At 64.8% G+C, this 12409-nt stretch carries 15 protein-coding genes; 7 read left to right on the top strand and 8 right to left on the bottom strand.

The features are described from left to right. Positions 1-19 precede the first annotated feature (19 nt). Positions 20-1186 (bottom strand): deoxyguanosinetriphosphate triphosphohydrolase, encoded by a 1167-nt coding sequence (locus tag LZ686_RS02120; RefSeq protein ID WP_148912358.1) that lies wholly within the window; start codon positions 1184-1186, stop codon positions 20-22. Positions 1187-1260: 74 nt separating this feature from the next. Between LZ686_RS02120 and LZ686_RS02115 the strand changes: the two genes are divergently transcribed. Then, entirely contained in the window at positions 1261-1584 is a 324-nt protein-coding gene (locus tag LZ686_RS02115) for a HesB/IscA family protein (protein ID WP_252927258.1), read from the top strand. Here the strand turns inward: LZ686_RS02115 and LZ686_RS02110 are convergent. After that, positions 1581-2114 (bottom strand): hypothetical protein, encoded by a 534-nt coding sequence (locus tag LZ686_RS02110; RefSeq protein WP_349546846.1) that lies wholly within the window; start codon positions 2112-2114, stop codon positions 1581-1583. The genes LZ686_RS02115 and LZ686_RS02110 overlap by 4 nt on opposite strands. A 58-nt stretch (positions 2115-2172) precedes the next feature. On the opposite strand from LZ686_RS02110, the gene xth reads away from it, so the two are divergent. Then, positions 2173-2958 (top strand): exodeoxyribonuclease III, encoded by a 786-nt coding sequence (gene xth, locus LZ686_RS02105; RefSeq protein WP_349546845.1) that lies wholly within the window; start codon positions 2173-2175, stop codon positions 2956-2958. Between the two features lie 24 nt (positions 2959-2982). On the opposite strand, the gene LZ686_RS02100 is transcribed toward xth, so the two are convergent. Continuing rightward, the gene (locus LZ686_RS02100; RefSeq protein WP_045981711.1) at positions 2983-3870 is read right to left on the bottom strand and encodes a cation diffusion facilitator family transporter; all 888 of its coding nucleotides are present in this window, start codon (positions 3868-3870) and stop codon (positions 2983-2985) included. Between the two features lie 285 nt (positions 3871-4155). On the opposite strand from LZ686_RS02100, the gene LZ686_RS02095 reads away from it, so the two are divergent. Continuing rightward, positions 4156-5313: a choline transporter gene (locus LZ686_RS02095; protein ID WP_045998981.1), complete on the top strand. Its 1158-nt coding sequence runs from the start codon at positions 4156-4158 to the stop codon at positions 5311-5313. Between the two features lie 15 nt (positions 5314-5328). Here the strand turns inward: LZ686_RS02095 and LZ686_RS02090 are convergent, their stop codons facing one another. Together LZ686_RS02090 and LZ686_RS02085 are read right to left on the bottom strand one after the other, a co-directional pair. Then, positions 5329-5661: a hypothetical protein gene (locus LZ686_RS02090; protein ID WP_045981713.1), complete on the bottom strand. Its 333-nt coding sequence runs from the start codon at positions 5659-5661 to the stop codon at positions 5329-5331. Positions 5662-5791: 130 nt separating this feature from the next. After that, positions 5792-7648: an extracellular solute-binding protein gene (locus LZ686_RS02085; RefSeq protein ID WP_349546844.1), complete on the bottom strand. Its 1857-nt coding sequence runs from the start codon at positions 7646-7648 to the stop codon at positions 5792-5794. 244 nt (positions 7649-7892) lie between these two features. Here LZ686_RS02085 and LZ686_RS02080 point away from each other — a divergent pair, with 244 nt between their 5' ends. Further along, a complete protein-coding gene (locus LZ686_RS02080) occupies positions 7893-8675 on the top strand; it encodes a 3-hydroxybutyrate dehydrogenase (RefSeq protein ID WP_148912355.1) in 783 nt (260 codons plus the stop codon). A gap of 185 nt (positions 8676-8860) precedes the next feature. Here the strand turns inward: LZ686_RS02080 and LZ686_RS02075 are convergent, their stop codons facing one another. Next, a complete protein-coding gene (locus LZ686_RS02075; protein ID WP_139598694.1) occupies positions 8861-9238 on the bottom strand; it encodes a host attachment family protein in 378 nt (125 codons plus the stop codon). 53 nt (positions 9239-9291) lie between these two features. Then, positions 9292-10494 (bottom strand): pyridoxal phosphate-dependent aminotransferase, encoded by a 1203-nt coding sequence (locus LZ686_RS02070; protein WP_349546843.1) that lies wholly within the window; start codon positions 10492-10494, stop codon positions 9292-9294. Between the two features lie 81 nt (positions 10495-10575). Here LZ686_RS02070 and LZ686_RS02065 point away from each other — a divergent pair, with 81 nt between their 5' ends. From LZ686_RS02065 to LZ686_RS02055, 3 genes are all read left to right on the top strand, one after another. Next, positions 10576-10923 (top strand): helix-turn-helix domain-containing protein, encoded by a 348-nt coding sequence (locus LZ686_RS02065; protein ID WP_045981718.1) that lies wholly within the window; start codon positions 10576-10578, stop codon positions 10921-10923. Beyond that, the gene (locus LZ686_RS02060; RefSeq protein ID WP_045998985.1) at positions 10916-11218 is read left to right on the top strand and encodes a succinate dehydrogenase assembly factor 2; all 303 of its coding nucleotides are present in this window, start codon (positions 10916-10918) and stop codon (positions 11216-11218) included. The genes LZ686_RS02065 and LZ686_RS02060 overlap by 8 nt, the downstream gene beginning before the upstream one ends. Before the next feature lie 176 nt (positions 11219-11394). Then, complete coding sequence (locus LZ686_RS02055) at positions 11395-11850, top strand: MarR family winged helix-turn-helix transcriptional regulator (protein ID WP_127899388.1); 456 nt, start codon at positions 11395-11397, stop codon at positions 11848-11850. 45 nt (positions 11851-11895) lie between these two features. Here LZ686_RS02055 and LZ686_RS02050 read toward each other — a convergent pair whose 3' ends face one another. Then, entirely contained in the window at positions 11896-12324 is a 429-nt protein-coding gene (locus tag LZ686_RS02050) for a VOC family protein (RefSeq protein ID WP_295167121.1), read from the bottom strand. Between the last annotated feature and the right edge of the window lie 85 nt (positions 12325-12409).

The following is a 12409-nucleotide window of genomic DNA, read 5'->3' as shown; positions in this document are numbered from 1 at the left end:
CGGCAACACCATCCAAGGTTCAGGACTGTGGCTGAATCAGACGTTGATGTTCCGCAATCGCATAGCGGTCGGTCATCCCTGCGACGTAATCCAGCACAAGACGCGCGCGTTCGGTCGGATCGTTCAGGCGCATGGCCGCATCGCGCCACTGGTCGGGCAGGCGGTCGGGATGATCCAGATACAGCGGAAACAGGTCGTTCAGCATCTGCGTGACGTGGGTACGTTCGACGACGACCGAGGGCGCGCGATACATGCGCTGGAACAGGAAGGACTTGATCGCTTTGATGTTCTGGTACAGCGGCTTGGAAAAGCGGATGATCGCCCCGTCCATCGCGCGGATGTCGTCCGCCGATCGCGGCTGCAGCCCGGCAAGCCGGTTCTGGGCAACGGCGATCACATCCTCGACCATGACGCCGAAGACGCGGCGCAGCGCCTCGTAGCGGCGCCGCGTGGGGTCCAGGCCGGGATACAGGCGGTCGACCTCGGCAAAGGCGGGGCCGATCACGGGGAGTTCCGCCAGATCGTCCTCGGTGAACAGGCCCGCGCGCAACCCGTCATGCAGGTCGTGGTGATTGTAGGCCACGTCGTCGGCCACCGCCGCCACCTGCGCCTCGGCGCTGGCATTGGTGTGCAGTTCCAGATCCCACAGCGCGTTCACCTCGGCCAGGGCATAGGGCAGCGGCCCGGTTACTGGGCCGTTGTGCTTGGCGATGCCTTCCAGGCTCTCCCAGGTCAGGTTCAGCCCGTCGAAATCGGCATAGTGGCGTTCCAGCTTGGTGACGATGCGCAGCGCCTGCGCATTGTGGTCGAACCCGCCATAGGGCGCCATCAGCGCGGACAGCGCGTCCTCTCCGGTATGACCAAAGGGCGGGTGGCCCAGATCATGGGCCAGGGCCACGGTCTCGGCCAGGTCGGTGTTCAGGTGCAGCGCCCCGGCGATGGTGCGCGCGACCTGCGCGACCTCGATCGTATGGGTCAGGCGGGTGCGGAAATAATCGCCGCGATAGCCTTCGCCATCATGTTCGACAAAGACCTGGGTCTTGTGTTTCAGCCGGCGGAAGGCGCTGGAATGGATGATGCGATCGCGGTCGCGTTGCCAAGGCGACCGGAAGGTGGACAGGCTTTCGTCCTGCAATCGCCCGCGGCTGTCTTGCGGATGGCAGGCATAGGGCGCGAGTGCGGTCACGGGGTCAGCCTTCCTTGCGGGTTCACCCGGCGGACCCTATATTTGATGCGACCAGACGAAAACGGGAACGCCCCATGAACCTGCCGCCCAAAGTGACCGACCGCGCCTTTGACCGCCTGTCCCAGATCAATGCGGGCAAGGACCCGGTACCGCTGCGCATTGCGGTGCTGGGCGGGGGATGTTCCGGGTTCCAGTACGACATCCGCCTGGACGCGTCCGAGACCGACGATCTGATCCTGGAGAAATCGGGACAGAAGGTTGTCGTCGATCCGGTGTCGCTGCCCTATCTGGCGGGGGCGGTTATCGATTTCACCGACGAGCTGATCGGCGCGCGCTTCGTGATCGAGAACCCGAACGCCACGGCAAGCTGCGGCTGCGGGACCAGCTTCTCAATCTAGTCGCAGGGGATGCTGCGCGGGTCCAGCCGCTGCTCCACATAACGGAACTGGGTCCCCGAGGGCAGCGTCTTGACGATGCGCGTGCTGTCCCATCCGGCGTTCTGACAAATGACACGGTTCTGCCGGTCGGTGATCCGCAGGCCGTCACCCTTCTTCGACAGCGTGATCGCCTGCCCCTCGCGCCGCGTGCCATCGATGAAGAAGGGCAAGGGTTGCGGCAACGCGATGGCAGGCGCGCCGAACATGTCGGGCAGACCCTGCCAGTCCTGCGCGGGCCCGCTGGCCACCGTCAGGCGGTGATCTCCCGGGGGCACCAGCAGCCGCAGAACCGCGCCGCCGCGCAGATAGCCGCTGATGACGGGCGTGCCTTGGTCATCCGTCAGGATGATCGCGTGATCCATGTCGGCGGGGGCGCGGACCTGCAGGGGGATCGTCGCGGGCAGGGGGCTTGCCTTTTCCAACAGCCCGGTGACCGGGCGCGCGGCGGCCGCCACGGGCAGGACCATCAGTAGGATCAGCAGTCGGATCATCGCGGCCCCTTTCCGGTTCGTGTTGCCAAACGCGCAGGCGGCGCTAAAGATGCCGCCCATGAAAATCGCAAGCTTCAACATCAATGGCGTCAAGGCCCGCGTGCAGGCCCTGACCGACTGGCTGGCCTCGACCGATGCCGATCTGGTCGTGCTGCAGGAAATCAAATCCGTGGACGAGGGGTTCCCGCGCGAGCATTTCCAGGACCTGGGATGGCAGGTGGAAACCCACGGCCAGAAGGGCTTCAACGGCGTGGCGATCCTGTCGCGGCTGCCGTTGGAGGACGTGACCCGCGGCCTGCCCGGCGACGATGCCGATGAACAGGCCCGCTATATCGAGGCGACCGTGGTCGGCACCCACGCGGTGCGCATCGCCGGGCTGTACCTGCCCAACGGCAACCCCGCGCCGGGGCCGAAATACGACTACAAGTTGGCATGGATGGAACGCCTGCGCCTGCGCGCGGCGGAATTGCTGGCATCCGAGATGCCGGTGGTGATGCTGGGCGACTACAACATCATTCCCGAGCCGCGCGACGCCGCCCATCCCGACCGCTGGACCGAGGATGCGCTGTTCCTGCCGCAAAGCCGGGCGGCGTTCCGTGCCATCGTGAACCAAGGCTGGACCGATGCGGTGCGCATCCGCGACCCCTGGGCCACGCGCGGGCCGTTCACCTTCTGGGACTATCAGGGCAGCGCGTGGGAGCGTGACAACGGCATCCGCATCGACCATCTGCTGCTGTCGCCCCAGGCGGCCGACCTGATGATCGAGACGGGCGTCGACCGCGATGCGCGGGCCGGTGAAAAGCCAAGCGACCATGTCCCGGTCTGGGTGCGCCTGGCCGCCTGACGGCAGGCGGCGCCCGGCGGCGGGTCAGATCACCAGAACGCCGGAATGCTTGGCCTTGTGTTCCGGTTCGACATGGATGGTGATCTGGGCGTCGGGCAGTTTGGCCTTCAGGCTGGCCTCGACCCGGTCGCAGATGTCATGGGCGTCGGACACGGTGGTCTGGCCGTCCACGACCAGGTGAAAGTCGATGAAGGTGACGGCGCCCGCATGACGGGTGCGCAGGTCATGCGCCTCCAGCGCGCCGCTGGCCTTGTCCGAGATGATGTCGCGGATGGTCACCAGCGTCTTTTCGGGCACGGCCTCGTCCAGCAGGCCGGAGACGGACGACGCCATGACCTTCCATCCCGACCACAGGATGTTCACCCCCACCAGCATCGCCAGCGCCGGGTCCAGGATCGACCAGCCGGTCGCCACCGCCAGCCCCACGCCCAGCAGGACGCCCCCCGACGACACCACGTCCGTCAGCAGGTGCTTGCCGTCCGCGACCAGCGCCGGAGAGCGCAGCCGCCGCCCCTGACGGATCAGGATGCTGCACCAGATCGCGTTCAGCACGCCCGCGCTGGCGTTGATGGCCATGCCCATGCCGACGGCTTGGATTTCGCGCGGGTTCTGGAAGGCGTGCCACGCCTCGCGCAGGATCAGCAGGGCTGCCACGATGATCAGCACCCCTTCCAGCACGGCGCTGAGGAATTCGGCCTTGTGATGGCCATAGGGATGCGACTGATCGGCCGGTCGTTGCGCCACCGAGATCGCGACCAGCGCCGCGACCGCGGTCGCCACGTTCACGATGCTTTCCAGCGCGTCAGACAGCAGCGCCACCGACCCGGTCAGGTACCAGGCCAGGGTCTTCAGCCCAAGCACGATCAAGCCGACAAAGATGCTGCCGACGGCGATTTTCAGGCTGCTGGACATCAGATCGTCCCCTTGGCCATGGACGGGATGGGTATGAGGCGCAGCATGTCGCAGATGCTTTGTGAAATCTCAAGCCACGGTTGCAGCCATTTGCGCACAATAGGCGTTCGGCTGCCGGATAGACACGCATTTCATTTGTTGATTGACCCGTCACTCAATATAAAGCATCCTTAGAGTATCAAAGAAACATGCGGCCACTTGGCTGCGATCATGCGCGTGCAGCGGGCCACATGCCCGGCTGCACTGTGGCGCTGATCGTTCATCTGTCTAAGGAGGATTGCGCCCATGACGCCAATCATCACCGTCGCCTATCTCAGCGTTCTGGCCTGCGCGCTGTTCGTCCTGATCCGCTGGCCCCGCCTGCGGCTGCAGGGCGAAGAGCCCGTCGGCCTGTTCACCCTGATCGCCCTGCTGTTCACCGCCGGACTGGACATGGGCCTGGTCATGCTGCCCCTGGCGGAATTCCCGATCTATGAGGAGGACCCCGCCTTCGGGTTCACCAACGCGCTGGCCGTGGAATTCGGCATGTGGGGGCCGCTGGTCTGGCTGATGTATTTCGTGGCCACCTTCTATTTCATCGCGCTGGAGCCGCGCCTGCAGCTGTTCCAGATCCCGGCGGTCAAGTGGGTCTACAACCTGACGGTCATCGCCACCTGCTCGTTCACCTGCTATCTGTTCATGTCGAACCTGCCGACCTATGCCCCGGACCTGCCGCAGGGCGCGGTTTGGGCGCTGGTTGTGGTGGTGATCGCCACCGCCGTCCTGTCCAGCGGCAACATGGCGGTGATGAAGTGGCTGGCCATCATCTCCAGCTATGGGTTCGGCATGCTGGCCTTCACCGCACTGGCGATGATCGCCTTCGTCTACAGCCGCGTGGGTCTGGGCGATTTCTTCGACAGCGTCGGCCTGCTGGGCGGGTACTTCGCGCATCTGCCGCGCTTTGCCACGCCCATTTCGGATTACCATGAATTCTATCTGTTCTGGTGGTTCGCGTGGTCGATTATGATCGGCCAGTTCGTCGCGCGCTTCGTCGGTGGGCTGAGGGTCTGGCAGCTGGCATTGGCGATGGTGGCCCTGCCGGCGATCCCCCTGGGGCTGTGGTTCAGCGTGCTGTTCGTCTATCACCAGGGCGGGATCGTGATCCCCGGCTGGTTGAACTGGTTCATGATCGCTGTCGGTGTGGTCTTCGTCGTGAACTCTCTGGACAGCCTGATCCGGCTGTATTCGACGAACCTGAACTGGTCGCGCGAGACGTTGGGGGACCGGCGCTATTACCCGCTGCATTTCCTGCTGCAGCTGGGTCTGGTCGGCGCCTATGTCTTCACCCCGTTCGAGATCCAGTGGGTCGGCCTGATCGTCGCGGCGCTGTACGGGGTGATCTATGTGCTGCTGGCGCGGCACATGGGCAAGCTGGGCGGCATCGGCCGCCCCGCCGCGGGATAGGGGGCGGACGTCCTCTCAGTCGTCCTTGTCGCTGTCGTCGTCGCCAAAGCGTGAATCGTCCGAGAACTCGTCCTCGCCCTCGTTGACGAACTTGGACGACAGCGCGATCGAATGGTTGTCATGGACGGGGTCCATCACGACGTCCGACGGGATCTCTCCGACCAGCCATTCGCGCAGCTCCTCGCGGATCTCGGCGGGCTCCTGGCCGGTCACCTCGACCAGATAGGCGATGAAGGCGCGCTGGTCGCCGTCGATCTCGTCCAGCTCGGTGTCCTCGGCCTCGGGCCACTTGTCGATGATCGCCTCATAGAAGGCCGCCCAGTTTTCCTGAACATGGTGCCACTTCATCAATAACCTCCTGTCGGAAGGCTGCCCTGGAACCAGCGCGCCGTCCCTGTAATGTCCTCGCCGACACCGGCGACGGTGTTGCAACCGGCCAGCATCGTGCAAGCCGCTACAGTAACCCAAAACATTCGCATCAGTTCGTCTCCTGCCACCAGACTTCGGGCAAAAAGCCCGGCCAGTCCCCGTACATGGGTATTTCCTCTGGGTATTTCAGATCCGCGGCATGGGCCAGCCGCGAGATCGGCGAAAAGCTGACCGGGATCACATAGCGCCCCGCCGTCAGCACGCGGTCCAGCGCCCGGACCGCGGCGGTGAAATCCTCGGCCGTGTCGGCGGCCGTCATGGCGTCGATCATCGCCTCGGCCGCGGGGCTGTCGATGCCCATCCAGTTGCGGCTGCCGGGCGTGGACACGCCGTCGCGACCCCAGTACAGGCGCTGTTCGCTGCCCGGCGACAGCGACAGGCCGCGTTCGTACCATGTCATGTCGAACTGATAGTTGTTCGTGCGTTCGATGTACTGCGCGGAATCCAGCAGGGTGATGCGCGGGGTGATCCCCAGGGGGCGCAGCGCCTCGACATAGATGTTCACGATCTGCTGAACCTCGGACCCGCTGCGCATCGCGGTGCCGTTCTGGTTCAGCAGTATCTCGAAGGCGAAGGGCTGGCCCTGCGCGTTCTTCAGCTGGCCGTCCTGAACCGTCCAGCCGGCCTCGGCCATCAGCGCCATCGCGCGGCGGACGCCGGCGCGGTCCATCGCGCGGTCCGATCCTTCGGGCAGGGTATAGCCGTCCAGCGTGCCGGGCGGCAGGTCGGCCGCGAAGGGCGCCAGCAGTTCCGCCACGCGCCCCGTCGCGGGCCCGTCCTGCATCGCCAGGACCGAGTTCGAGAAATAGGACGTGATCCGGGGATCGGCACCGCCGTTCAGGGTCTGGTTGATGAAACGGAAGTTGAACATCTCGATCAGCGCCTGCCGCACGCGCCAATCGGCGAAGGCCGGGTTGCGCGTGTTCATCACCAGGCCGACGATGCCCGAGGGGCGTTCGTTCGGGATCTCTGCCTGGACCGCGCGTCCGTCCGTCATCAGTGGAAAGCCGTATTCGCGGGCCCATTTCTGCGCCGACAGTTCGCGCCAGACGGTGACGGCACCGGCCTTGAACGCCTCGAACATTGCATTGGCATCGGCGAAATAGTCATAGCGGATGACGTCGAAATTGTTCACTCCCGCCATCAGGGGCAGATCGCGGCCCCAATAGTCGGGGTTGCGGCGAAAGCTGATCGACCGCCCCGGCTCGATCTGATCGACGACATAGGCGCCGCTGCCGATCGGCACCTCGAGCGAGGAGGCGGCGAAATCCTGCCCCTCCCACTGGGCCTTCTTCAGGATCGGACGCAACCCCATCAGCAGTGGCAGCTCTCGGTCAGGTTCGGTGAAGGTCAGGCGCACGCTGCGTGGGCCCGTGGCCTCGATCCTGTCGACGCGCGACCAAGCCGCCAGATAGCGGGGATGGCCCTGCGTCCCAAGCGTCTCATAGGACCAGATCACGTCGTCGACGGTGACCGGGCTGCCGTCGGAAAACCGCGCCTCCTCGCGCAGGGTGAACTCGACCCATTGCCGGTCGGGCGCGACCTCGATCGTCTCGGCCAGCAGGCCGTAAAGGGTGAACGGTTCGTCGATCGACCGCATCATCAGGGACTCTGTCACGTGAACGCCCACGCCCCATGCGGCATTGCCCTTCAGCACCCAAGGTTTCAGACTGTCGAACCCGCCCGGTTCCGCCAGCCGAATCGTACCGCCCTTGGGCGCGTCCGGGTTGGCATAGGGCAAATGTGCAAAGCCCTGTTGCAGGGCAGGTTCTCCATAGATTGCAATGCCATGGACAGGTTCGGCAAGGGTTGCCAGCGGCATAGATGCAACACCGCCCGTCAGGGTCAGCAGACCCAAGGCAGCCCCCCTGATCGCGGATTTGTTAAGGTTTTCGAAGATTCGCATTGCCTGCCGCCCGGTCGTTTCTTGTTTGGCCGCATTATCAACAGGCTTGACCGGGGGGCGTCAACCAAGGTGGCAAGATCGCTGTTGGACTCGCGCGGTTCCTCGCGTATAAATAGGGCACTGCTCGATAGGTTTCTTGCCTGTATGAAACCTGCCTCATAACTTGCGCCCGCCTTGTGCGGGCGTTTTTTTTTGCCCATGCTGCACCTGAAAACCGCCTTTCGGGGCCGTCAAGGAGCAGCCGATGTTCGAGAAATTCCTCAAGGGCAAAACCGCCGTCGTCACCGGATCCAACTCTGGCATCGGGCTGGGAGTGGCCCACAGGCTGGCGCGCGCCGGCGCGGACGTGGTCCTGAACAGCTTCAGCGACACCGACGAGGATCACGCGCTGGCCGAAGGCATGTCCGGCGAACACGGGGTCAAGGTCCGCTACATCCGGGCCGACATGTCCAAGGGCGACGACTGCCGCGCGCTGATCGAAAAGGCCGGCGCCTGCGATATCCTGGTAAACAATGCCGGCATCCAGCACGTCGCGGCAATCCCCGATTTCCCGGCGGCGAAATGGGACGCGATCATCGCGATCAACCTGTCGTCCGCCTTCCACACCACCGCGGCGGCCCTGCCGCTGATGCGTGCAGCGGGATGGGGCAGGGTGATCAACATCGCCTCGGCCCACGGACTGACGGCCAGTCCCTACAAGTCGGCCTATGTGGCGGCCAAGCATGGCATCGTCGGTCTGACCAAGGTGACGGGTCTGGAAACCGCGCGCGAGGCGATCACCGCCAACGCCATATGTCCGGGCTATGTGCTGACGCCGCTGGTGGAAAGCCAGATCCCGGACACGATGGAGAAATACGGCATGGGCCGGGATGAGGTGATCGAAAAGGTCCTGTTGGAACGCCAGCCGTCCAAGGAGTTCGCGACGACCGATCAGCTGGGCGACACAGCGGTCTTCCTGTGCAGCGACGCCGCGGCCCAGATCACCGGGACCACGATCAGCGTCGACGGGGGCTGGACCGCCCTGTGACGGGAACCGCGCTGCGTCCCTTGCCGTTCCATATCAACACAATGTGAGGAGATGGTGATGAAGGGTCTTGTGGCATGGTTTCTGGGGGTTCCGGTCGTTGTGATCGTGATCTTGTACGTTCTGGGCATCTTTTGATGCGAAAGGGCGCCCCGTGATGAGGGGCGCCCTTGGTCTGTCCGGGGTCTTCAGGACAGACTGTTCTGGATGGTCTGGATGTCGGAATTTGTCAGCGTCTTGGCGACTTCCTTGCGCAGCCGAAGCTGCAGTTCCTTGTGATAGTGCTTGCGCATGACACCCAAGGTCGACGGGTCCGCGATGATGGCGATATCCTCGAACTTGTTCTTCAGCACCATCGCGTTCAGGTGACGCGACAACTGGGCCGCAAAGGTTGCCTCCTCGTCATCCCGGGGTGACCCTTCGTCGATCTGCGCGCCGTCGCCCGACAGGCTCTCCTGCGTCACCTTGGTCGTTTCCGACAGCTCCAGCCCGGACTTGGCCGTATTGCGGAACAGGGTGGCAGAGTGGCCGTCGGCGACGACGACCAAGGCATTGTGGGGCAGCATGGTCAGCTCCTTCTTGCGTTCGCTTTCACGAGTTCAACGCAAGCCGGGACCGGTCAGTTGCAGCCTTCGCAAAAGCGGCGGATGCGTGCCATCGCGTCCTGCAGCACGGCGTCGCTGGTGGCGTAGGAGATGCGGAAATGCGGCGACAGGCCGAATGCCGCACCGAAGACGACCGCAACCCCGGTTTCGTCCAGAAGCGCGTTCGCAAAGGCTTCGTCGCTGTCGATGGGGGTGCCGCCGGCGCTGGTCAGGCCGATCAGCCCGGCGATCGACGGATAGACGTAGAACGCCCCCTGCGGCACCGGGCAGTCCAGCCCCGGACAGGCGTTCAGCCCTGCCACGACCAGGTCACGCCGCCGCTGGAATACCGCGCGGCTGTCGGTGATGTAATCCTGCGGCCCGGTCAGCGCGGCCTCTGCGGCGTACTGGCTGATCGAGCAGGGGTTCGAGGTCGATTGCGACTGCAGCTTGGCCATCGCCTTGATCAGCGCCTCGGGGCCCGCCCCATAGCCGATCCGCCAGCCGGTCATGGCATAGGACTTGCTGACCCCGTTCATGGTCAGGACGCGGTCCTTCAGCCGGGGTTCGACCTGTGCGGGGGTGCAGAACTCGAAGCCGTCGAAGACCAGATGCTCATAGATGTCGTCGGCCAGCACCCAGACCTGCGGGTGACGCAGCAGCACATCGCACAGCGCCGCCATCTGCGCCCGGTCATAGCCCGCGCCCGACGGGTTCGAGGGCGAGTTGAGGATCAGCCACTTGGCCCGCGGGGTGATCGCGGCCTCCAGCGCGTCGGGGGTCAGGCGGAACCCGGATGCCTGGTCGCATTCCACGACGACCGGCGTGCCGCCCGCCAGCAGAACCATGTCGGGATAGCTGACCCAATAGGGTGCCGGCACGATCACCTCGTCGCCGTCGTCCAGCGTGGCCATCAGCGCATTGTAGAGGATCTGCTTGCCGCCGGTGCCGACGGTGATCTGGGCAGGCGCATAGTCCAGCCCGTTCTCGCGCGCGAACTTGTCGACGATGGCGCGTTTCAGGGACGGCGTGCCGTCCACGGCGGTATAACGGGTATGGCCCGCGTCGATCGCGGCCTTTGCCGCGTCACGGACGTTTTCCGGGGTGTCGAAATCGGGCTCTCCGGCGGACAGGCTGATGATGTCGCGTCCCTGTGCGCGCAGGTCCGCCGCGCGGGTGGTCATCGCGATGGTGGGCGAGGGTTTGATGCGGGCCAGCCGGTCCGAGATGAACGCCATGAGACACCTTGCTGCTGTCGGTTTGAACTGTCGGCCCGCATGGCATACGCTGCGCCGCACGCCCTCACAAGGACGAGAGACATGATCGACAGCTATGCCGACCCGGTGGCGACCCTTGGCGACCGCCTGACCGCCGCGCGCGAAGGTGCGGGCCTGGACATTGCCGCCATGGCCGATGCGCTTGGCCTGCGCCCCGAGACGCTGGAGGGGTGGGAGGTCGATCAGGCCGAACCGACGGCCAGCCTGATGGGACGGATCGCCACGGTCACCGGCGTCTCGCCGGTTTGGCTGTTGACGGGGCAGGGCGCGGGACCGCAAGACGCAAGCGCGGGGGCGGCCCTGCGTGCCGAGCTGGCCGATCTGCGCCGCCTTCTGGCCGAGGCCGCCGCCCGCGTGGACCGTCTGGAGGAAGCACTGTCGCATGGCTGATACGCTGGAAACCCCCGAGAACCGCCTGAAACGTCTGCACATGCGCAGCTGGCGGCGCGGCATGAAGGAGATGGACCTGATTCTGGGCCGCTTCGCCGATGATTGCCTGTCCGGGCTGTCCGGCCCCGATCTGGACCTGTACGAACGCATGCTGGCCGAGAACGATCAGGATCTGTACCTGTGGGTCACCGCGCGGATCGGCGACGGTCCCACCCGCGAGGCACCGCAGATGCTGACCCCGATGCTGGATCGGATCGCGCGACATGCCGCGACCCGCTTTGCGGCCGATCGCTAAAAATTTCGGCATTCCTGGCGCAGGAAGAGGCGGCAATTAACCGAAGATTGTCTTTTCTCTGTCATTGAGAGGTCATGACGAACAGGACAGGACATCCCGAAGCCATGCTTGCACCTGCACCCCGCGAACAGCATCCGACAGTCGATCCCACGGCCCTGGACGTGCCCCTGTCGGACATGACCGACGCCTATCTGGAATCCCTGCAGCTGCTGGAGCGGATGCACCGGCTGATGCTGGATCTGGTCAAGGACGAATTCGAACGCCTGCACCGGGGCGACCTGACCCCGGTCCAGGCCATGATCCTGTACAATCTGGGCGAGGCCGAGGTCTCTGCCGGAGAGCTGCGGTCGCGCGGCATGTATCAGGGATCGAACGTCAGCTACAACCTGAAGAAGCTGGTCGCGATGGGCTATGTCCATCACGAACGCTGCGACATGGACCGACGCTCGGTCCGGGTGCGCTTGACGGCCGAGGGCCAGGCGGTGCGCGACCTGGTGCAGCGCCTGTTCATCCGCCACGCCGAAGGGCTGGCCATGTCGGGTGTGCTGGAGGATCCGCCGCTGGATCAGGTGAACCTGCAATGCCGCCGCATCGAGCGGTTCTGGACCGAGCAGATCCGCTATATCTATTGAATTGAACCCGGCCCTGCGGGGCCGGGTGTGCCTTTTCCTGGCGCCTTACCAGGTGCCGGTGTTCTCCATGCTGGACCACGGCGCCTGCGGGGGCAGGTGATCGCCTTCCTGCAGCAGTTCGATCGACACGTTGTCCGGGCTGCGCACGAACGCCATGTGGCCGTCGCGCGGGGGGCGGTTGATCGTGACGCCGGCGTCCTGCAGCTTCTGGCACATCTCGTAGATGTTGCCGACGCGGTAGGCCAGATGGCCGAAATGGCGGCTGTCCGAGGGCAGGCCGTCATCGCCGTCCCAGTTGTAGGTCAGTTCCACCGGGCATTCCGGCTGGCCCGGAGGCGCCATGAACACCAGGCTGAAGCGGCCCTTGTCGTTGTCGATACGGCGCGTTTCCTCCAGGCCCAGCAGGCGGAAGAAGTCCATCGTCTTGTCCAGGTCCTTCACGCGGACCATCGTGTGCAGATAGCGGATGTTCATAGAGTATCCTTTGACGTTTGGGTTGAAGGAGACATGGTCTTGGCGCCGGCGCAACGCAACCCCCGCGGGGGCGGTTGCCGCAGTC

Origin of the sequence: Paracoccus sp. NFXS7 (assembly GCF_040148865.1) — a bacterium.
Taxonomy (GTDB): Bacteria; Pseudomonadota; Alphaproteobacteria; order Rhodobacterales; family Rhodobacteraceae; genus Paracoccus; species Paracoccus marcusii.
Note: the sequence above shows the minus strand (reverse complement) of the source record. Positions and strands in the feature narration are given on the sequence as shown.

What these genes read in the sequence shown, in the direction of transcription:
- LZ686_RS02115 (WP_252927258.1), top strand. Translation starts at nt 1,261, where the DNA reads ATGAACCTGCCGCCCAAAGTGACCGACCGCGCCTTTGACCGCCTGTCC.
- LZ686_RS02110 (WP_349546846.1), bottom strand. Translation starts at nt 2,114, where the DNA reads ATGATCCGACTGCTGATCCTACTGATGGTCCTGCCCGTGGCGGCCGCC.
- xth (WP_349546845.1), top strand. Translation starts at nt 2,173, where the DNA reads ATGAAAATCGCAAGCTTCAACATCAATGGCGTCAAGGCCCGCGTGCAG.
- LZ686_RS02100 (WP_045981711.1), bottom strand. Translation starts at nt 3,870, where the DNA reads ATGTCCAGCAGCCTGAAAATCGCCGTCGGCAGCATCTTTGTCGGCTTG.
- LZ686_RS02095 (WP_045998981.1), top strand. Translation starts at nt 4,156, where the DNA reads ATGACGCCAATCATCACCGTCGCCTATCTCAGCGTTCTGGCCTGCGCG.
- LZ686_RS02090 (WP_045981713.1), bottom strand. Translation starts at nt 5,661, where the DNA reads ATGAAGTGGCACCATGTTCAGGAAAACTGGGCGGCCTTCTATGAGGCG.
- LZ686_RS02085 (WP_349546844.1), bottom strand. Translation starts at nt 7,648, where the DNA reads ATGCGAATCTTCGAAAACCTTAACAAATCCGCGATCAGGGGGGCTGCC.
- LZ686_RS02080 (WP_148912355.1), top strand. Translation starts at nt 7,893, where the DNA reads ATGTTCGAGAAATTCCTCAAGGGCAAAACCGCCGTCGTCACCGGATCC.
- LZ686_RS02075 (WP_139598694.1), bottom strand. Translation starts at nt 9,238, where the DNA reads ATGCTGCCCCACAATGCCTTGGTCGTCGTCGCCGACGGCCACTCTGCC.
- LZ686_RS02070 (WP_349546843.1), bottom strand. Translation starts at nt 10,494, where the DNA reads ATGGCGTTCATCTCGGACCGGCTGGCCCGCATCAAACCCTCGCCCACC.
- LZ686_RS02065 (WP_045981718.1), top strand. Translation starts at nt 10,576, where the DNA reads ATGATCGACAGCTATGCCGACCCGGTGGCGACCCTTGGCGACCGCCTG.
- LZ686_RS02060 (WP_045998985.1), top strand. Translation starts at nt 10,916, where the DNA reads ATGGCTGATACGCTGGAAACCCCCGAGAACCGCCTGAAACGTCTGCAC.
- LZ686_RS02055 (WP_127899388.1), top strand. Translation starts at nt 11,395, where the DNA reads ATGACCGACGCCTATCTGGAATCCCTGCAGCTGCTGGAGCGGATGCAC.
- LZ686_RS02050 (WP_295167121.1), bottom strand. Translation starts at nt 12,324, where the DNA reads ATGAACATCCGCTATCTGCACACGATGGTCCGCGTGAAGGACCTGGAC.